The 19153-nt window shown below is 34.9% G+C and carries 20 protein-coding genes; 7 read left to right on the top strand and 13 right to left on the bottom strand.

Annotated features, from left to right (window positions below):
• Nucleotides 1–65: 65 nt before the first annotated feature.
• The 6 genes from Y7E_RS0100230 to Y7E_RS0100205 form a co-directional block, all read right to left on the bottom strand.
• Nucleotides 66–404 (bottom strand): DUF952 domain-containing protein, encoded by a 339-nt coding sequence (locus Y7E_RS0100230; RefSeq protein WP_026049024.1) that lies wholly within the window; start codon nucleotides 402–404, stop codon nucleotides 66–68.
• A gap of 87 nt (nucleotides 405–491) precedes the next feature.
• A complete protein-coding gene (locus Y7E_RS0100225; protein WP_017149301.1) occupies nucleotides 492–2588 on the bottom strand; it encodes a HelD family protein in 2097 nt (698 codons plus the stop codon).
• Nucleotides 2589–2761: 173 nt separating this feature from the next.
• On the bottom strand, nucleotides 2762–4846 hold the full coding sequence (locus Y7E_RS0100220; protein ID WP_017149300.1) for a TerD family protein: 2085 nt from the start codon (nucleotides 4844–4846) through the stop codon (nucleotides 2762–2764).
• A gap of 279 nt (nucleotides 4847–5125) precedes the next feature.
• Nucleotides 5126–5515 (bottom strand): gamma-glutamylcyclotransferase family protein, encoded by a 390-nt coding sequence (locus Y7E_RS0100215; RefSeq protein ID WP_017149299.1) that lies wholly within the window; start codon nucleotides 5513–5515, stop codon nucleotides 5126–5128.
• A gap of 23 nt (nucleotides 5516–5538) precedes the next feature.
• Entirely contained in the window at nucleotides 5539–7656 is a 2118-nt protein-coding gene (gene recQ / locus Y7E_RS0100210; RefSeq protein ID WP_017149298.1) for a DNA helicase RecQ, read from the bottom strand.
• A 49-nt stretch (nucleotides 7657–7705) separates the two neighbouring features.
• The gene (locus Y7E_RS0100205; RefSeq protein WP_017149297.1) at nucleotides 7706–8620 is read right to left on the bottom strand and encodes a LysR family transcriptional regulator; all 915 of its coding nucleotides are present in this window, start codon (nucleotides 8618–8620) and stop codon (nucleotides 7706–7708) included.
• 134 nt (nucleotides 8621–8754) lie between these two features.
• Here Y7E_RS0100205 and Y7E_RS0100200 point away from each other — a divergent pair, with 134 nt between their 5' ends.
• The 3 genes from Y7E_RS0100200 (at nucleotide 8755) to Y7E_RS0100190 (ending at nucleotide 11497) form a co-directional block, all read left to right on the top strand.
• A complete protein-coding gene (locus Y7E_RS0100200) occupies nucleotides 8755–10017 on the top strand; it encodes an APC family permease (protein WP_017149296.1) in 1263 nt (420 codons plus the stop codon).
• A gap of 93 nt (nucleotides 10018–10110) precedes the next feature.
• Complete coding sequence (locus Y7E_RS33460) at nucleotides 10111–10269, top strand: hypothetical protein (protein WP_017149295.1); 159 nt, start codon at nucleotides 10111–10113, stop codon at nucleotides 10267–10269.
• An 862-nt stretch (nucleotides 10270–11131) separates the two neighbouring features.
• Nucleotides 11132–11497, top strand: coding sequence for a hypothetical protein (locus Y7E_RS0100190; protein WP_017149294.1), 366 nt, complete (start codon nucleotides 11132–11134; stop codon nucleotides 11495–11497).
• A 59-nt stretch (nucleotides 11498–11556) separates the two neighbouring features.
• On the opposite strand, the gene Y7E_RS0100185 is transcribed toward Y7E_RS0100190, so the two are convergent.
• The 3 genes from Y7E_RS0100185 to ppaC all read right to left on the bottom strand — a co-directional run bounded on the left by Y7E_RS0100185 (nucleotide 11557) and on the right by ppaC (nucleotide 13656).
• The gene (locus Y7E_RS0100185) at nucleotides 11557–11940 is read right to left on the bottom strand and encodes a hypothetical protein (RefSeq protein ID WP_017149293.1); all 384 of its coding nucleotides are present in this window, start codon (nucleotides 11938–11940) and stop codon (nucleotides 11557–11559) included.
• Between the two features lie 75 nt (nucleotides 11941–12015).
• Nucleotides 12016–12465 (bottom strand): DUF6884 domain-containing protein, encoded by a 450-nt coding sequence (locus tag Y7E_RS0100180; protein ID WP_026049022.1) that lies wholly within the window; start codon nucleotides 12463–12465, stop codon nucleotides 12016–12018.
• 258 nt (nucleotides 12466–12723) lie between these two features.
• Nucleotides 12724–13656: a manganese-dependent inorganic pyrophosphatase gene (gene ppaC / locus Y7E_RS0100175; RefSeq protein ID WP_017149291.1), complete on the bottom strand. Its 933-nt coding sequence runs from the start codon at nucleotides 13654–13656 to the stop codon at nucleotides 12724–12726.
• Nucleotides 13657–13856: 200 nt separating this feature from the next.
• Here ppaC and Y7E_RS0100170 point away from each other — a divergent pair, with 200 nt between their 5' ends.
• Entirely contained in the window at nucleotides 13857–14663 is an 807-nt protein-coding gene (locus tag Y7E_RS0100170; RefSeq protein ID WP_017149290.1) for an alpha/beta fold hydrolase, read from the top strand.
• Nucleotides 14664–14734: 71 nt separating this feature from the next.
• On the opposite strand, the gene Y7E_RS0100165 is transcribed toward Y7E_RS0100170, so the two are convergent.
• The gene (locus Y7E_RS0100165) at nucleotides 14735–15412 is read right to left on the bottom strand and encodes a lytic polysaccharide monooxygenase (protein WP_017149289.1); all 678 of its coding nucleotides are present in this window, start codon (nucleotides 15410–15412) and stop codon (nucleotides 14735–14737) included.
• Between the two features lie 424 nt (nucleotides 15413–15836).
• On the opposite strand from Y7E_RS0100165, the gene Y7E_RS33995 reads away from it, so the two are divergent.
• Together Y7E_RS33995 and Y7E_RS33990 are read left to right on the top strand one after the other, a co-directional pair.
• A complete protein-coding gene (locus Y7E_RS33995; protein WP_051128639.1) occupies nucleotides 15837–16292 on the top strand; it encodes an alcohol dehydrogenase catalytic domain-containing protein in 456 nt (151 codons plus the stop codon).
• Nucleotides 16226–16717, top strand: coding sequence for a zinc-binding dehydrogenase (locus Y7E_RS33990; protein ID WP_051128638.1), 492 nt, complete (start codon nucleotides 16226–16228; stop codon nucleotides 16715–16717). The genes Y7E_RS33995 and Y7E_RS33990 overlap by 67 nt, the downstream gene beginning before the upstream one ends.
• 96 nt (nucleotides 16718–16813) lie before the next feature.
• On the opposite strand, the gene Y7E_RS0100155 is transcribed toward Y7E_RS33990, so the two are convergent.
• The 3 genes from Y7E_RS0100155 to Y7E_RS0100145 all read right to left on the bottom strand — a co-directional run bounded on the left by Y7E_RS0100155 (nucleotide 16814) and on the right by Y7E_RS0100145 (nucleotide 18105).
• Nucleotides 16814–17179: a carboxymuconolactone decarboxylase family protein gene (locus Y7E_RS0100155; protein ID WP_017149288.1), complete on the bottom strand. Its 366-nt coding sequence runs from the start codon at nucleotides 17177–17179 to the stop codon at nucleotides 16814–16816.
• Nucleotides 17180–17359: 180 nt separating this feature from the next.
• Nucleotides 17360–17668, bottom strand: a complete 309-nt coding sequence (locus Y7E_RS0100150) for a YxcD family protein (RefSeq protein ID WP_017149287.1) — start codon at nucleotides 17666–17668, stop codon at nucleotides 17360–17362.
• The gene (locus Y7E_RS0100145) at nucleotides 17656–18105 is read right to left on the bottom strand and encodes a hypothetical protein (RefSeq protein WP_017149286.1); all 450 of its coding nucleotides are present in this window, start codon (nucleotides 18103–18105) and stop codon (nucleotides 17656–17658) included. Before Y7E_RS0100145 ends, Y7E_RS0100150 begins: the two co-directional genes overlap by 13 nt.
• Nucleotides 18106–18368: 263 nt before the next feature.
• Here Y7E_RS0100145 and Y7E_RS0100140 point away from each other — a divergent pair, with 263 nt between their 5' ends.
• Nucleotides 18369–19130: a DUF1836 domain-containing protein gene (locus Y7E_RS0100140; protein ID WP_017149285.1), complete on the top strand. Its 762-nt coding sequence runs from the start codon at nucleotides 18369–18371 to the stop codon at nucleotides 19128–19130.
• Nucleotides 19131–19153: the final 23 nt, after the last annotated feature.

The raw sequence follows: 19153 nt of genomic DNA, 5'->3' as shown, positions 1-19153 counted from the left end.
ATCCCTTTCAGTACTTCGATAATACGAATCAAAAACCCTTTAATGAAGTTAACAAATATATTCTCCTAGTTTTGTTCTAATTCTACCTGTAAAACATAGACTCCATTTTCTTTATGAAGCTCTACTACATTCACAACTGCATCAACATTTACAGCCCCATATATATGCGGATAATTTTGACCATTAGACGCCAATTCATATTTTATCTCCGCATCAACTAACGACGGATCAATTACAAGTAAGACTACCTCCATTTCAGTACGAAAATGTTTTTCTGCAACTTGAAGAGATTGTTCTAAAAAAGAACAATGAATAAATCCTTCTTGCTGAAGTGAAGCTTCGATTATTTCTCCTTTTGCTTTTCCTACTTCCCATTCTCTTTTTCTCATTACCTTTGTAATCATAGTCAATTTCTTCTTCCCCTTTTCTTCTTTATAGAAAAACAAGAGGATTTTCCCGCTTATCACTTGAAAATCCTCTTTAAATATCTATTATTTACTTTCATAAAATTCTTCTTGTATTCCTTGGATTAAAGGTGATGCTTCCCCAGAATAGAAAATCCGTAAATCATGGAGAGATCTCGTACATCCAACATATAATAATTTTGCATCATGCTTTGTACCTTTATAATGTACTTCATCAACATCGATAAGAAGTACCGCATCAAATTCTAGCCCTTTTGCTAAATAGACAGGTACAACTGAAATCCCACCCTCATATTTACTTTGATTCGCTTCGATGACATTAACAGTAATCCCTGACGCTGTTAACTTCTCATATATATCACGGCACTCATCATCTGTTCTTCCTATTACAGCAATTGTTTTCACATTTTCATTCTGCATATGTTGTAGAGTCTTTACAATTGCGGCAAATTGGTCGTCCGTAGAAATAACCTTTACTTTCTCACCACTTCGAAAAACTGGAGTTGCGAGTCCTACTGGAATGTCCGCGTTTTTAATGACTTCATTTGCAAACTCGATAATTTCTTTTGTGGAACGATAACTTCTCGTCAGTTCATAATAACCAGTTTCTTGAAATACCTCTTTAAAGTCATTCCAATCTTCAATTCCTTGATAATCATATATAGCTTGCGATAAATCACCTAAAATCGTAAACGAGTTACCCATTGTAATTTCTTTTAATATATGAATTTGGAATGGTGAAAAATCTTGCGCTTCATCTATTACAACATGGTGGAATTTTTGCCCGATTTCAATACCTGCCAATCGGTGGTGAATATGAATAAGAGGCGCTAAATCTTCTACATACACTTCTTTTTTACGGCAATTTTTTTCTGTTTCTTGAACAAGTTCTTTAGGCAGTACTTCCAATATCTCTTTTTGCTTCATCATCGAACCATAAAGTGACAATGGACTCATTTTAGGCCAAAATTTCATATAAGTATTTAATCTCTTTATAGCTTCTTTTTTTAATACTTTTTTCTCGTTTGTTCCTTCAAACTTTTTAAGTTCAATCTCAATCCAGCGCTTTATCCGGCCAACTAATCGCTCTCTTCGCTTCTTTAATGGATAATGCTTATATTCAATTTGCATCCATTTTTTGATTTCTTCTACTGTGATAACAGCTTTATCCCATGCCTCAAAATCTTTTGTTGGTACTAGATTCTTCTCAAATTGAATCATGCTTTCTTCAATGAAAGTTTTAAATTTCATCGTTCCTTTTAATTTACCGAGCATAACTTTATTATCATCACGATTGATTGAAAAAGCTTCTGTCAACTTTTCTTCAGTATCTTTCAATTTCACCGCATCATCTAATGTATTTAGCGCCCAATCTTGAAATGTTGTTTGCCTAATATTTCCGACGCCAAGTTCAGGAAGTACACTAGAGATATAATCTAAAAACAAACTGTTTGGAGCAAATACAATCATTCGTTCCGCTTCTAGTTGCTCACGATATTCGTAAATTAAAAAAGCAAGGCGATGTAAAGCGATTGTTGTTTTTCCGCTCCCTGCAACCCCTTGAATCAATAGTGGTAAATTCTTCTCTGCACGAATAATATCATTTTGTTCTGATTGTATCGTCGAAACGATATCTTTTAATTTGTTATCCTTGTTTTCACCTAATCGATATAGAAGAAAATCATCTGCAAGAGATACATCTTCACTTCCTTTTACATATGTATCAACAACACGTTCCAGTTCTCTTTTGCGAATAGCAATGTTCCTTTTTAAATACACATCGCCTTCTACTAAGCCATCTGGTGAATGATAAAAAGCCGGTTCTTCACCACCAGTAAATGAATAAAACATACTAGCAACAGGTGCGCGCCAGTCAATAACAATTGGTTTCATCGTTTCTTCATCAGAAACACCAACTTTACCAATATAAATTGGATTTGGTTCTGGCTGTCCATCCTCCTGAAAATCTAATCTCCCAAAGTATGGTTCTTGCACACCAATACGTAGGTTTTGCCGATTTGACTCCCTCATACTTTCAAGAATTTGCTCTTTAAAATCCTCCCCATAATAAACTGGAATTTTTTCCAGTTTATCTAGTTGTTCATCCATTGTAGATAAGGTCTCTTTCATTCGCTGTAATTCTTCTTCAAATATGTTACTCATTAAGATGATTCCCTCCTGTCCGTTCGAAATTTTCAGTCGAAATACAATTGTATAAAAAATCCATTCATAAAGTCAATAGTTTAATTGAGAATTTTCTAAAATATAAAAGAGGCAAAGGGTGAATCCTTTGCCTCTTTTATAAAAATGATGTTAATCTGAATAAAACATATTTTTCATTTCATATATTCAGACATAATTGTACCATGTTGCAACATCGTTTCAGCCTCTACGGAAAACACTGTATCAGCATCTTCTTTCTTATCTACGAGAATACCACGAGCCTTTCCATGTAGAATGAATAAGTCATATAAATGTGGTTTCATTAAAGATGTTAAAGCTTTCCCCATTAGTACAATTCCTTTCTCATTACCATCCACATTGTTCGCATACATCGGGTACTGTTTTAACTCGATATCAGCCCATATCATTTTATTTTCCTTTAAGTCAAAGATAATCGGGATTGAAATTGTCGAGTTACTTGTTAAATCTAAGCGATTTATCACATTTCGTGGGTCAAATATTTCTCCTGACTGCGGTTTACTTCGCAACATCCAGCCTGCAAAGCAGACTGGCAATTCTGCAAATAAATGTCCTGTAAAAGAAAAAACGTTCATTACAACATATCTTCCGCCACAATCTCGAATCGATTGTATATCTAAGTCTATGAATTCACATGCTCCTTTTGGCGCAGACGTAATATCCCCACTATGAGCCCCTTGAAATAAATTTGATTTAAGAGCCGTGTAATCAATATGCGTCATATAGTTCCAATCATCTCCGTATAAAACAGCTGATAAGTCAACATCTACACGACCCGTTTTCTTTCCATCCACTATCCCTTCGCTCCAATATAAAAAGAAACGAAGTGTATGACCATTCGCTATTGGTTCAACACTGCCTCGCACAAGTGTCCGCAAACTTTTACTCGCAGAACGTTGAGAAAACGGAACCAAATATTGTTTTAAATTTGGATCCACATATACTTTCCCTAAAGAAGGAAGTGATTTAAAATGTGTACACAATGCCTCTTCAGTAATTTTCACTACCCGTCCGCATACATACTCACTAAGCAGAGGAAGCGTATTTTCCCTTGCATATACGTTTGCTATATTTCCTTTTGGAAAAAAGACACGCATCGGCTTTTGTTCCACACGGTTTTGAAAATGCGAATGTATTTGCAACAGAACAGGCGTGCTGATTTGATTGGCTATTGTACTATATTGTGATAAGATTTCTTCTATATCGCCTCGGCGCAAAAATAGATCTAACCGTCTTCCGAATTCACCAGGACGTAAAGCTAAAACTTGAGCAGCTTTTGTAATATCCCCTTCGTTTAATAACGCTTCTACTTCACTTCGGTACGTGTGAATTCGCATATCATTCACGACAACATGAAATGCCGCACAAGCTTTTGGATATCGTTTTTTATATTGAAAAGGGTGTAGTTCTTTTGCTACACGCTTCCACATTTCTCTATGACGAACCATATCTTCACATGAATCTCCACATTTCTCAATGCAAGATAAAAATAGACGGCGTAATTTCCTTGGGATTCTTTGAAACTTTGTTGGAGTTGCTAAACTTACATCACCTTCACTGTATGCAACAATAAGCCGCAGCACATCTGTACATGTTTGTATGTAAGGAGCAATTAGATTAAACGATACATCACGATACTTTACAAGCGTACTTAATACCACAGCTTTATTTTCATGATGAAGAATTTCACTTGGTAATAATTCATAGTAATATTCATAGTTTGCTAATACTTCACTTATATCTTCTTTATAATCTTGGGATAAACTACTATTGGCAGCTATACGTTCTTTTATCGTGCTTAAAAAGCCTGAAAATGTTCCAAGTGACAATACTCGCAATTCATGTTTTTCTGCAAAAGGCGGTCGCTCTATCTTTATTGTGTCTGGTCTTAGTCCAAACCAATAATGCAAAATCGCATTTATATAAAGCTGACTCTCCTCCTCATCCATCACCTCTTCTGGAAAATTCGGATAAAAAGGTTTATATGTGACATGACTACCTACTCTCTCTTCTAATAGAGAGAGTAGATCTTGATACCACGGTAGAAACTCCTCTATTGCTAGTAATTGTATTGCCTGCAACAGCTCAGATGAAAAAGTAAAACCTAGGCTATGAATATTCTTCAGTGCACTAGCAAGTATTGGTGCAGGAAGTGACCTGTTCCCTTCCGGAAGCATTACTTTTGATTGTTTCAAATACATCTTGTTCCATTGTTTCAAGTTTCATCATCCTCTATATGTAAAAATAAAAAAATCAGGGATTAACTATTTTGCCACTATTTGCAAAAAGCTGTTCCTGATTTTCAGAGTTAGTATGTAATATAAAATGCACAAGAAAGCCACACCCCTAATTTCCAAAGAGTGAATAGAAGGAAGGAGCGTGATGGCCTGTGCACATATAGTATACAAGATGCAAATTATTTTGCCAAGTAAAGATGCTTCCTGATAATTAGCTTTACGAAGGATTACTATGATTGAATTCTTCCTCTAACAATTTCGCTACATTGCTATTTCATGTTTATACTTTACCCAATCGCCAGAAGTGATTGGTTTCTGTAACATTTTTTTATTCTGTGCCGTATATACATGTGCATGTATTTCTTTATTCTCAAAATAAATCGATTGCGTAATTCTATTATACAAATCGGTCTCTGGATTCCCTGTATATTCTTCGAGTTCATCTAACTTTTGCAACACTTCATCATTGACTTCATACATTTCTCCATACACCTTTTCCTTTGTAGAAGAAATCATCGCAGGATATCCTTCATTTGTATCAAATAATCGGCCACATGTCCAAGCAAATTCAGCAACACACACTGCCCCATATAAGTAATGCGCATTTGCTTGTTGTTTTCTTAATGTGCCGTAAACAAATACATAGTGCATTTCCCTGTCCCCTTAATACTTCTCTATTTTCTTATTTGTAAATAAGCACGAATCATAAAGTAACTCACTTCATCTGGAAGTTGTTCTTTAATAGATTTTAATCCGCCTTCTGCATGCTGCATTGCTGTTTCAATAAGAGATTCATATTCTGCCGGTACAAAACTTGACCAATCTACTTCCATACCTTCTTCATAACAACGAATTAAGTGGTTTTCGACAGTTTGGCGTGATAAACCTCTTTCTTTTGCAATTGTACTTAACTCAGTTCCTTGTTTATACATTTCATACGTTTCTAAGTGAGAATTTGCTGATGCTTTTCCAGATTTTTTGCGTTCCGTAACAACTTCTGTTTTAATCGTTTCAGCGTAATCTGAGTTTTGTTCAATAAAATGAATAACTGCTTGTAAAAAGTGAGAACCGTACTTCGCAAGTTTATGTTCTCCAATCCCTTTTACTTGTAGTAACTCGTTTTCACTTTGTGGCATTTTCGCACACATATCTTTTAACGTTTGATCAGAGAAGATAACAAACGGTGGTACGCCTTCTCCTTGTGCAATTTCTTTCCTCACTTCACGTAGCACTTCAAATAACGGATGATCTTGCACAATTTGCCTTGTTTCTACCCTTTCTTTCCGTAGCACTTTTTCATTTCCGAGTAACACTTCTTTCCCTTTTGCTGTTACCTTTAAGGTTGGATACGTCCCATGTTCCACTGCAATTAACTCTTCTGAAATTAAGAACTCAATAAACTCACTTACTTCTTTTACGCTACGATTCGATAAAAGACCGTATGTTGGTAATGTATGAAAATTAAATTCAATTACTTTTTTATTTTTTGATCCGGTTAACACTTGTGCAATCATTTGCTTTCCAAATCGCTGGTTTGTTCGAATCATACACGATAAGACCATTTGTGATTCTCTCGTAACGTCGACGCTCTCACGTTCATCTGTACAATTCCCACAGCGTCCACAATCTTCTTTCGGTTCCTCACCAAAATACTCTAGAATAAATGATTGTAAACATTGTTCCGTATGGCAGTAATCTGTCATATGCTGCAATTTTTCTAGTTCATTTGAGAAACGTGATTCCCCAGTAGATTGATCAATTAAAAAGCGCTGCACTTGTACGTCTTGCGAAGAATATAACAAGATACATTCACTATCTAATCCGTCACGACCAGCACGTCCTGCTTCTTGATAATAACTTTCCATGTTTTTCGGAAGTTGATAATGAATAACATATCGTATGTTTGATTTATCAATCCCCATACCGAATGCCGATGTCGCTACCATTACACTCACTTCGTCACGTAAAAATCGCTCTTGCTGTTCATTACGATCATGATCATTCATTCCGGCATGATAACGCGCAACTGAAACTCCTGCTTGATATAAATCTTCATACAACTGATCGACAACTTTTCTTGTCGCTGCATAAATAATTCCAGATTCCTTTTTGTTTTGACGAATATAATCCGCTAAATATGCATTTCGGTCCTGTCCTTTAATCACCGAAAATGATAAATTTTCCCGTTCAAAGGTTGTCATTATTGTATTCGTTTGATCGATTTCTAGCGCATGACAAATATCTTCACGTACTTGTGGTGTCGCAGTTGCGGTTAACGCAAGTACAAGTGGTTTTTCTGGAAGATAGTCTAAAATACGATGTATATGTAAATAACTTGGGCGGAAGTCATGCCCCCACTGCGAAATACAGTGCGCTTCATCAATTGCTATCATCGGTATTTTCATATCTATTAATTGATCCACAAATTCCATTGAATCAAGACGCTCTGGCGCCACATATAACAGCTTATAATGACCTTGTTTCGCTAACTGAATTCGTTGGTTTGCTTCTGTAATAGAAATTGAACTATTAATATATGTAGCTGAAATCCCGTTTTGTACTAATGTATCTACTTGATCCTTCATAAGTGAAATCAGAGGCGAGATAACTAATGTCGTCCCCTCAAACACTAATGCTGGAATTTGATAACAAATCGATTTACCGCCGCCTGTTGGCATGATACAAACGGTATCTTTTCCATCCAGTACATTTTTAATTGTCTCATCTTGCCCTCTGCGGAATGACGAGTAACCAAAATAGGACGCTAAAAGTTCTTGTGCTTTTGTAAACAAAAAAGATTCACCTGCTTTTCTTATTCTTTCATCTACTAGTATTATATCATCACTTAAAACTCATTGTACTCCCTACTTCCCTCCATTTCTTCGCATGCTTACGTATAATCGTTAAAAACTCATGTAAAGCTGGAGAAATCCATTTGTTTTTATGATAGGAAAGTTGTGTTGTAAACTTTGTTTCATTTGAAATGACAGCATGTAGTCTCTTGTCTTTCTGCTCTTGCTCAATCGTAATAATTGGCAATAATGAAATTCCTAATCCGCACATTACACATTGCTTGATTGCCTCAATGCTCCAAAATTCAAACGTACTCTCATGCTGAATCCCTTGTCTTTGTAAATAATGCTCAAAAAATGCTCGGTAACTGCATCCGCGTTCTGTGTACAAAAAGGTTTCCTCTTGAGAAAATTGGACATTTTGCGAATCTGTTTGTATAACAATATAATCTTTCGGAAAAACAAAAGCCATTTGCTCCATTACAAGTTGCTCAATATGTAAATCCTCTTCATGACGCTCGGTGTCTAAGAGGAAAGCAATATCTATATTTCCACTCTTTAAATCATTTCTCAATTCCCTACACGTTGAAGCTTTTAATGTAATTTTTACTTTTGGATACTTCTTTTTGTATTCATGAAGAATAGAGGGCAATCGGTAAATTGTTAATGATTCTGGAGCACCAACTACAATTTTTCCAGTAATCTCATTATTCACGCTTGGGATTTGTTTTGCTTTCTCGGACAAAGCAATCATTTCATTCGCATAAGGCAGTAAATGCTTCCCTACATCTGTTAACACCATTTTTTTCCCTAACCGATTGAATAAAGGTTGTCCCATTTCTTGTTCAATTGCTTGAATATGCCCTGTTACAGTAGATTGAGCGTATCCTAAAAAGTCGGCTGCTCGTGTGTACCCTTCTAACTCAACAATCGTTTTAAAAGTTTTTAAATGCCGAATCTCCACTTCAATCTCTCCATTCTAACATCACGATTTCCGATTATTAACTTCATATATATCTATTTTACTGATAGATAAACCCCAATTACAATAAAAGAAACTCATAGATTTTAATTATCCAAAAGGAGATGTATTCAAGTATGAGAAAGAAAAAATTAGGCCCCGTACTTCTCAGCGGTTTAATTATCGGTCCAATTTTAGGATCAGGAATCATTTTACTCCCCCCACTTATTTACAAAACAACTGGAGATTACGCCATTATTGCTTGGCTCCTTATTATGGGGGTTGGATTTCTTTTTGCTTCACTATTTGGTAAGTTAAGTATTCACTTCCCTAGTGAATCTGGAGTGGCGCACGCAGTAGATCAAGCATTTGGACCTTCTATGAAACAATTAACTTCTATTTTCTTTATAATAGCAGGATGCCTAGGACCTACTGCTGTTCTCATGACAGCTAGTCAATATATAACTGCTTTATTCCCAAACTTTAAAGTACCGCTAGAGGGTTTAGGCGTTCTTTTAATGGGAATTTGTGTATTGATTCTATTGTTAGATATTTCATCTATTGGAAAAGTATCATTTATTTTTTCCACAGCTGCAACCGTTCTTTTATTAAGTGGAGGAATCAGTTCTATTCCTCATTTTCGATCCGAACAGCTATTTCAAACACAATTTTCTTTCGAAGATTTTGGATATAGCATCTTATTGCTCTTTTGGGCTTTAGTTGGTTGGGAGATTATTGGGAACTACAGTATGGATGTCAAAAATAGAAAGAAAACTATTCCACAAGCAATTGCTATAAGTACGCTTACTGTAACGATTGTTTGCCTTGTTGTAGCAGGTGCTACCCAGTGGATTGAAATTTCTGGTTCAAATCAAGAAAATTTACGGATAACAGCCATATTAGCTACTTTATTTGGAGAGTTTGCTATTCCTCTTATCGCCTTTATTACTACTGTACTTTGCATGAGTACATATTTATTAGTTGTTGGAGGGGTCTCACGTCTTATCGCATCTGAAACCAAACATATTACGAAGCTATCTAAACTTTCATATCGCACGAAATCGAACGTACCAACCTATTCTTTACTTTTATTAATCGGCATACATGCCATTGCATTTATCTGTCTATATAATCATCTCATTACAGTTGAACAAATCGTAGCTATTGCAAATGCTTTCTTTATCTGTAATGCCATTTGTGGAATCTTTGCAGCATATAAATTATTACCAGGTCTATTTAATAAAGTACTCTCTTCAAGTTTAATAGTTTGTTTCCTTATCATTCTCTCTTTCTCTTCCTTTTGGATTTTAATAAGTATTGGGGTGTTAGTTGCTTTCTATGGGTTACAACACATTAAGAAGAAACAAGACACTTATGAAAAAGGGATTTCAATAAGATAATGAAAAGGAAAGATTCTCATTAAAACTATTTCTCATACAAATTACACATTCACTACTATAATATATCCGCATCAAATTAAGGGAGGTTTATTTATGAAACGCAACAATAATCTAATTGGTTTTCGTTCTTCAAATAAACAACTCAAATTTTCTAGTCGTGATGCTTGGAAATATGAATCTCTTTATAAATACCGGCCTTTATTTTCATATAAAAAGCTTTTTAGCATCTTTTTCAAGAAAACAAGGCGTTAATATTATTCATACAAAGTTTCTCAATACACAACCTATGGACTTCACTCATCACAATTGTTAACATCTAAGTAATCTATTGGATTAAACCCCTTCTTACGACCTGCTTTTTACTTGCAGGTCTTTTTTCATTTTATACTTAGCATGTAAATCATACAAAACATCAAAACAAAAAAATGTGCTGTAGATACAGCTAACATCGGTTGTAATTTCATTTTTTTCTCAATACACAAAATTACTTTCATTTGTTACGATAAAAGTACTCCAGATGGGTTATTGCTCATCAACATTATCTAGTCAGAGAGACCTGCAGCGGGAAGTAGGTCTCTTTGCCTTTGTTTGAAGGGTTTCTTATATTATCCGCACTAGGCCTCCATTCATTTGGACACATTTACCAGGTTTCTTTCCAAGAAATTCATGTTAAGATTACTTTGTCGAGTCCGACATTCTCGACAATACCCTTACGAAGCCCTGCTACTTCCCTTGCAGGGCTTCATTTATTTTATATTCACTTGCAACACCTACTTCAGCTAAATTCCCTACATCTTGTCTGTGAACTACCCGCCACTTAACGCTCTTACGAGCTGTTTGAAGCGAGGACTTCTCGGTTAGTCGTTACTTTTATTAGCTAACGAATTAGTCGTAAGACCACGAGCTATCGCCCTGCACACGCTTGAGGAAGGAAAATTCTTCCGGATAAAGCGTTAAAATTTTATATAAATCCAACTCTATAATATTTTTATCTTCTAGAAATCCTTTAATAATATTTACAGTAATCTTTTACCATTCACTTTATCTCTTTACATTTAACATGTATCAAGATATTTTATTAATATCTTTGTTTACATTTGTAGGAGGAAACGTATTGATTAATGCACTAGGTCTCGCTTTTATTCTTTCTAATAAGCCTGAAAAGAAGAAAGTTTATCTTAATGATAGATTTGCACTAATAGATATTATTGAATCTAAAGATGTATATGATTCTGAGGGGAATCCATTAGTAGAACTAACATGTAAATACAGTATTTATTTAGATGAAAAATACTACTGCAAATCCCTTGATGACTACACCGGACAAGTATTTCCTTTCCTAAGTGCAAAAATTGGAAAAGGTCTTATTAGAAATTTAAATTATCATTTTTCATATGTTGATGTATACGATAAAAAACCACCAGTTAAAGAAATAAGAAGCCGTATGGAACAAGTAATAAATTATACATGTTCTAAATGAAGGTTCTCTGTCAAAAAAAGGGGGAATTTCTATAGCCCCCTTTTTTCATGAACGAATGATTAATCTTCATCTCGATATGTTAATTCAGTTAAAAATTCTTCTAGTGAATCGCTATGTAAAAGTGGATCCCACTCCCCCATTCCATGTTCAGCTGTATACACTGGGAAATTTACATCTTTTACATCAACAAAAAATGGATCGCCCATTAACTCCTCATATCCAATAACAAACCAGCTTTCTTGCCAATCTCCTTTTTCATTTCCAATAAAAGATTCATTCTCTAACCCTCCTACACGATAACCTAATTGTCCTTCCTCAAATTCATCTCTTGAAAATATATAAACAGGCATCATTTCTTCTGTAATATCTAAAATTTCTACCTCATGAATTTCTAAGCGATCGAGCATACATAGTAATTTTTCAATTTCATTTTTGTAGGACATTTTAAATCCCCTTATCTAATTTTTATAAACCTATAACTATAATAATACGCAACTCCTTTATGTACAGCATCTTTACTAAATCTCGTTATGATTTTCAACCGCACACTTTAATTTCTGCAACATATACCCAATCCCTTTACAGCCTTCTAATGGATAAGAAATGATCTCTTCTGGATATAACTTTGTCACCACTTTTTTATGTTTCTTTCCTGCAAGCAAGATAATTTCATCAAAGTCTAACAGCTTTTTATCAATCATCTGTTTTTTTAATTGTTCTATACGAATAATCTCATCGCTTTTCGAATTAAAAGCAAGGTCATAGTTTTCTTTTACGATATCGGTTGGAAGTAAAAATCCATGCTTTGCCGATAAAATAACCCAATGTGTAAAAAATTGAGAAGCATATGCTTGACAGGCTTTTCCGAATGGACTAATGTATACATTTTTCGCTTCTGTTGGTCCCTTATCAGGATACTTATCCCAAATCTTCTTTTTTCCACATGGAATGATGCATAGCCTTTTCATTATTAAGTTCTCACCTCTTTGCTCCTTCAATTCCATATACTTTACTTCATATTCTCTTAAATTTAATAATAAAATCATAGCATTTTTCATTCAAAGATAAAAATATCAGGTTTTTCTTTTCTTCCTATCCAATTTCTATTTTCCCTATACAGAATATTAAAATTCCAGACGTTAATGTCTGGAATTTTATCCTTCCTAAAAACAAAAAAGAACAAGCAGACTGTATATCTGCTTGTTCTTTTACCTTCAAAGTTACTCTTATAGAGCTTGGAATGTTTCTGTTAATACAGGAACGATTTGTTTTTTACGAGATACAACACCTTTTAAAGTAGCTGTATTGTTTTCTAACATTACGTTGTATGCTTTTTCAACAGCTTGTACTGCTTTACCGATCGCAAGACCAACAGAATCGTTAGTTAAGATATCAGTTACAACGAATAAGAATAGGTCTAAACCTTTTTCTTCTACTACTGCAGAGATTACTTTTTCTAATTCCGCTTGGTGTACAAGAACGTCGTTTGTATCAACAGCGTTTACTTGTGCGATTTCAACTTTTGCATCACCCATTTGGAATTCTTTTGCATCAAGTGAGATTAATTGCTCCATTGTTTTACCGCTTAAATCTGCACCAGCTTTTAACATTTCTAGGCCGTAGCTTTCTGCGTCAACACCAGCGATTTCCGCTAATTCACGAGCTGCAGCTACATCTTGTTCTGTGCAAGTTGGAGATTTAAATAGTAAAGAATCTGAGATAATTGCAGATAACATTAAACCTGCAACTTCTTTACGAATTGCAACGCCGTTTTCTTTGTACATTTTGTTTAAAATTGTAGCTGTACAACCAACTGGCTCACAACGATAGTATAAAGGATCGCTTGTCTCAAAGTTAGCAATACGGTGATGATCAATAACTTCTAACACACGAACAGTTTCGATATCGTTAGCACTTTGTTGACGTTCGTTATGGTCAACTAAAATAACGTTGTCCACTTCGTTTGCTACTGTCTCAACAAAACGCGGTCCTTCTACTTTAAAATGATCTAACGCAAATTGAGTTTCACCGCTGATTTCACCTAAACGTACAGGCTCAGCATTCATTCCTAATTCTTTTTTCAGCTCTGCATAAGCAATCGCAGAACAAATTGCATCTGTATCTGGGTTTTTATGCCCGAAAACTAGTACTTTTTCCATGATTTCCACCTCTTCATGAAAAGGATATCTTAAAGAAGCAAATATGACAATATTTTAAGCGCATTTTTTTATAAATAAAATCAAGTTTCTATTATATTTACAAAAAAAAACACCTTAGTTCTCCTATAATAAGAGGAAATAAGTTTGAAAAGCGGAATAAAATCATTAAAAGACCATTTATTAAAAGGAGGTTTTCCATTATGGCTATTATAAAGCTTGAAGATGGTGTGGACTTATACTACGAAGACCAAGGAAAAGGTACACCTATTCTTTTTATTCATGGAGTTTGGATGAGCAGCCGTTTTTTTCATAAGCAAATCCCTTATTTCAGTGAAAAATATCGTGCGATTTCAATTGATTTACGAAGCCACGGGCGCTCTCCTCATATTGAAAATGGACATACAATTACAAACTATGCCCATGATGTACACGCTTTTATAGAGCGTTTATCTTTAAAAGATGTTATCTTAGTAGGCTGGTCAATGGGGGCATTTGTTGTATGGGAATATATAAAGCAATTCGGAGAGAAAAATATTAAAGCTTCTGTTATTGTTGATGAATTAGCGTCGGATTTTAAATGGCCTGATTTCCCAATCGGTGCCGTTGATTTCCCGACGCTAATTCATTTCATGAGAGAGATTCAAACAAATCAAACTGAGTTTCTAAAAGGCTTTATTCCTCTCATGTTTAAAAATCCACTTTCCATAGAAGATTCAACTTGGATGCTTGAGGAAGTCACAAAAGTTCCCGCATCTATTGCGAGCGCTATTTTATTCGATCAATCTGTTGTTGATTACCGTAAAGAGTTAAAGACAATCACAAAACCAACTTTGCTTTGTTTTGGAAGAGAAGAAAAATTAATCCCGGTTTCCGCAGGAGAACATTTGCATGAACATATTCATAATTCCAAACTCGTTATTTTTGAGAACAGCTGTCACTGCCCATTTCTAGAAGAAACAGAGCGATTTAATACTGTACTAGACTCTTTTATTCAATCTCTTTCCTAGTTTTATACTTTTATTAACAAAAAGGTCATTCACTCTATACAATGAATGACCTTTCTTTATTTACTGTTGACCTAAAATAGATGCGAAGAAGGTAAATCAAGATATGAAGATTGATGCGCCGAATCAGTCACACCATTATTTACAAGATTCACATCTATAACTTGATAAAAAGCATTTCCAGTATCAGCAATTTCCCAAACAGCTAAAATAAGATGGTATCCATTTCGATCAGTAGGTACGTTGGCCTCATGAATAACTGTTGTCCCTGGCCTGATTCCCCCATCATTCTTTACATAAAAAGGTACTAGATCTAAATCAGAACGACTCAATGGTTTATTAGGATCCCAATCTTTTTTCGTAATATAGTATTTCCATTCTTTTGTGCTATGTGGTGCCGTTAATTTCCATTGAAATGTATTTTTTCCACCACTTAATGGCACCTTCTTCCATCTATCAACCGTTTGCACATCTAAATCTGGAAAATGTCCCGCTCCAGCGATTTGTCCGTCAGATGGTCCAAGCTGAGGAAATGAACCAGGTCCTTCTACACTTTGAGGCTCATATTGAATTGGCCCACAGTTTGTATTCACTCCTTGTTTACATAAATAAGAGCGACTGGCTGGCGATTCTACATATCCGTGCGCTGAAGCTTTTTCTGTAAAACCAAATGTTAATACTCCCGTAAATAATACCCCGCAACTTAACATAGCCTTTTGAAAACCTTGAAAGTGTTTACTTTTCCTTTTCATCATTTTGTCCCCTTTCTTATGTTGAATGCAGATGAAAACATCCAGTTGCCTAGTCATCTTCTCTACACCATTTATAGATCAAGGGAACTTGTCCATAGAACAGTTTTTAAACTTTCTCAAATTCATAAGGTGTTCATATATACTTAAAAATCTATAAATTACATGCTTTTCAATTTTTTATTGGTTTCTGTTTACTTCCTTGTCATCTATTGAATCGTGTTCAATTTTTACCCACGATGCTTCTAAGGTATCACCTAAGAAACGAGAAACAAACTTTAATTCATCTTGAGTGTATCTATTTAAAAATCGAATAACTCCTTTATTAATTTCTTCATGTAGCGCCTGATGTAAATGAAATAATTCCTTTCCTAAAGAAGTTGTTTTAAATAAAATTTCCTTTTTATTATTTGGAAGCGTTTCTGTCGTGATTAATTTTTTAGTAACTAACCGACGAGGTGATTTAATTAAACAAGATTTTTATCAGAAAAAAGGCGGACTTCAAACAACACTACCAACTCCAATAGGAAGTCAAGGCGTTGGGGTTGTTGAATCAATTGGTCCTGAAGTGGATAACATTCAAGTTCGAGATCGGGTTGTTTGTGCCGGCGGAAGCGGAACTTATGCTAGTCATGTTTTAATTCCATCCAAGCGATTAATTCCCATTCCAGATGGCATCAGTTTTGAACAGGCAGCTGCAGGATTAATTCAAGGATTTCTAGCGTGGGCCTTCACGCATGATGCCTATCCTATAAAAAAGATGACTGGTGTTTGGTTCAAGCAGCGGCCGGTGGAATTGGACTTTTTCTATGCCAAATGGAAAAAATTCGTGCTGGCCGCGTCATTGGTATTACATCAAAGCAAGAAAAAGCTCAATATGTAACTGCAGCTGGTGCTGATGAAGTAATCATTTCTACGCAATCTGATATTGCGAAAGAAGTGAAACGAATTACTAACGGCCAAGGAGTATATGTCGTTTACGATGGCGTTGGAAAAGATACATTTGAAGCAAATCTAAATAGTCTTTCTCTTGGTGGATATTTTATAAGTTATGGGCAATCTAGTGGCTATGTACCCCCATTCGATTTAATGACCCTTCAAGAAAAAGGTTCCCTCTTTATAACAAGAACGAACGGTCTTCCTTACATGAAAAATTGGTCTCAATATATTCAAGATTTCGTTACATGGATACAAAATGGTAAGCTTTCAATACAAATCGATCGCACTTATTCACTCATAGACGCTCCCCTCGCTCATGAAGCCGTTGAACGAATAAAAACAAGCGGAAGAATTTTACTTATACCGTAATGGAAAGTTCTAATATTTCAAGTTTGATATCTAAAAAAATAAAAAGGCTCTCCTTAAAAATGAAAAAATCTATTTTTAAGAAGATACCTCTTTCATTTAATGATTCTGACTTTTGAGTTCTACCATACACTCCTGTACTAAAGTTACTGCTTGACTCATCGCAGCTCCACCAGCAAACGCTGCCGAAACACCACACGCTTCTAAAACTTCTTTATCAGAGCATCCTTGATCAATACACCCTTTTGTATGATAGATCGTACAATATTCATCTTGCGTCGCTAAACTAATACCTAGTGCAATAAGCTGCTTTTCGCGTTTCGTTAAGGCTCCCTCTTGAAAACAAGCTTGTGTAAATGCATTATACGCTTCTGCAATTTCAGGGATTTGCTGTGTGAATTTTCCAAGACCTTCTTTAAAATGAAGTAATGTATCATTTGTAGAACCATGTTGTTGATATTCCATCGTATTCCCTCCGTTACTTGAACTATGTACGAAACTTAGTGTTTACAAAAACAAGCATTGTATTCTATAACATCTTATTAGTCATTGTTTTTTTCGAACCGTTGACTTCTATCCTTACACCATTTAAAAATGCGCATACTAAAAAGAGCTGTCGAGATTACTCTCAACAGCTCCTTTTCACTACTCATCCGAGTTATTTAAATTCGCTAGTGCGGTAATACCTTCTTCATCATCTAACTCAAGCTGTAATCTTGCTGCGAACGGATTGACATTGTATTCCTTATCAAGCCATAAGCGAAGTGCTTCAATTAAATTTGCTTGAATTAAAATTTGCTCGCGACCATTTACTTCTACTTCAGCAGAAAAACCATAGTCATCATCATACATCAGTTCAACTAATACCGCTTCTGGTTCAACTTGACGCTTTTCTGCGATATATACACACAGTGCGTTTATCAGCTCTTGTTCCGAAATTTTTATCGTCTCCATGCTGCTTCTTCCGCCTGTTTCTTACGTTGGTTTTTGAAATATTTAAATGCTCGAACCGCTAACATTACGATACCAGCCATTACTAACATGTTTACCATGAATGCTAATACAGAACCAAGTGCTCCCATGTTTGCGAATAAGCTTCCCATTAGTAAACCACCAAGACCACCAAGTAATAAACCTTTCATAAAGCTTCCTTTATTACTCTTTGGTGCTGTGTTTGATGCTTTTGTTTTTGTATCAGGATTTGTTTTCTGTGCATTCACATTGGAATCTTTTTTGTTTAAATCAACTTTTGACTTTTGACCTGAACTTGGTGTAAATGATTTTTTACCAGATTTGTAACTTTTCGCTGCTGCATGATCTACGAATACAAAGCTGCTAGCCCCAAAAACAACCATTAATGCGGTCATTACTGTAACGAGTTTTTTCAACATATTATATTCATTCTCCTTTTACTATAGATATATGTTAAATCTATCTTTCTTTAAAATAAGAATGATAGATTTATTTTAAAGTTAAATAAAAAGTTCTTATGAACTTATTATATGAACTTTTTTTATAATAAGCAAGTATTATTTACTTAACTTTATTAATAATATAAATAAACAGGAAAAATAAAGAAAAACAGAATTGACTTTACAAGCAACAAAACATATTATATGGTCATAAGAACTTTTTAAATTTTGGAGGTGAAAAGATGGAAACATTTCATCTCACACGAAACGAAATGGCGACGCTCCTTCTATCTCTTAGAGGATGGAATACAAAAAAACCTCTCGTTATTTTACAAGAAGCTTGGGCAAAGTCACATAAAAAAGATATTGAGTGTGGCCAAAGTGTTACAGCGTTTATTACAACCGCTCTTTCACCTATTTTTGAAAAGCTGATTAAAATTGAAGACACAGATATCGGTTTTTCTTTAAATGAGATTGTTGCGCTTGGTAATCAAATTGAAAATACTAGTTTTTCTGTTACAGCTATGCAAAACTGGGTAAAACGAGATATAAAAGAAATGATTGGTTCACCACAAAAAGGAAAAAAATACTCAATTGAACAAGCAGCATTACTATTCATTGTAGAAGATTTAAAAACTGCACTGGACTTTGAATCTATACGTAAGTTATTAAGACTTATTGTAAATGATCCAGCCGATCGTAGTGATGATTTAATTAACCCTGTTCATTTATACGTCGCTTATTCCTCTTTATTTGAAGAGTTGAATCAAGGCGGCTGTTTACAATTAAACGCAACTGATACCATTCATACAATTGAAAATACTGTAAAAGAAAAAGCGGATAAAATCGCAAGTAAATTTGACCAAATCAACAATGAACAACGAGAAGCTATTCGTAATGCGATTATTATCGCAACCCTTTCTGTCCATACCGCATATGTACAAATGTTAGCGAAACGTTATGTTTCGGCCACTTTATTCTTACAGCATCTTGACATAAAATAGGAGCATAAAAAGCTCCTATTTTT

Source organism: Bacillus bingmayongensis (assembly GCF_000299035.1).
Classification (GTDB): Bacteria; Bacillota; Bacilli; order Bacillales; family Bacillaceae_G; genus Bacillus_A; species Bacillus_A bingmayongensis.
The sequence above is the reverse complement of the archived record's forward strand: the minus strand, read 5'-3'. Positions and strand labels throughout refer to the sequence as shown.

Excerpts from the sequence above, each read along its gene's own strand:
- Y7E_RS0100230 (WP_026049024.1), bottom strand. The coding sequence starts at position 404 with ATGATTACAAAGGTAATGAGAAAAAGAGAATGGGAAGTAGGAAAAGCA.
- Y7E_RS0100225 (WP_017149301.1), bottom strand. The coding sequence starts at position 2,588 with ATGAGTAACATATTTGAAGAAGAATTACAGCGAATGAAAGAGACCTTA.
- Y7E_RS0100215 (WP_017149299.1), bottom strand. The coding sequence starts at position 5,515 with ATGCACTATGTATTTGTTTACGGCACATTAAGAAAACAACAAGCAAAT.
- Y7E_RS0100200 (WP_017149296.1), top strand. The coding sequence starts at position 8,755 with ATGAGAAAGAAAAAATTAGGCCCCGTACTTCTCAGCGGTTTAATTATC.
- Y7E_RS33460 (WP_017149295.1), top strand. The coding sequence starts at position 10,111 with ATGAAACGCAACAATAATCTAATTGGTTTTCGTTCTTCAAATAAACAA.
- Y7E_RS0100185 (WP_017149293.1), bottom strand. The coding sequence starts at position 11,940 with ATGTCCTACAAAAATGAAATTGAAAAATTACTATGTATGCTCGATCGC.
- Y7E_RS0100180 (WP_026049022.1), bottom strand. The coding sequence starts at position 12,465 with ATGAAAAGGCTATGCATCATTCCATGTGGAAAAAAGAAGATTTGGGAT.
- ppaC (WP_017149291.1), bottom strand. The coding sequence starts at position 13,656 with ATGGAAAAAGTACTAGTTTTCGGGCATAAAAACCCAGATACAGATGCA.
- Y7E_RS0100170 (WP_017149290.1), top strand. The coding sequence starts at position 13,857 with ATGGCTATTATAAAGCTTGAAGATGGTGTGGACTTATACTACGAAGAC.
- Y7E_RS0100165 (WP_017149289.1), bottom strand. The coding sequence starts at position 15,412 with ATGAAAAGGAAAAGTAAACACTTTCAAGGTTTTCAAAAGGCTATGTTA.
- Y7E_RS33990 (WP_051128638.1), top strand. The coding sequence starts at position 16,226 with ATGGAAAAAATTCGTGCTGGCCGCGTCATTGGTATTACATCAAAGCAA.
- Y7E_RS0100155 (WP_017149288.1), bottom strand. The coding sequence starts at position 17,179 with ATGGAATATCAACAACATGGTTCTACAAATGATACATTACTTCATTTT.
- Y7E_RS0100150 (WP_017149287.1), bottom strand. The coding sequence starts at position 17,668 with ATGGAGACGATAAAAATTTCGGAACAAGAGCTGATAAACGCACTGTGT.
- Y7E_RS0100145 (WP_017149286.1), bottom strand. The coding sequence starts at position 18,105 with ATGTTGAAAAAACTCGTTACAGTAATGACCGCATTAATGGTTGTTTTT.
- Y7E_RS0100140 (WP_017149285.1), top strand. The coding sequence starts at position 18,369 with ATGGAAACATTTCATCTCACACGAAACGAAATGGCGACGCTCCTTCTA.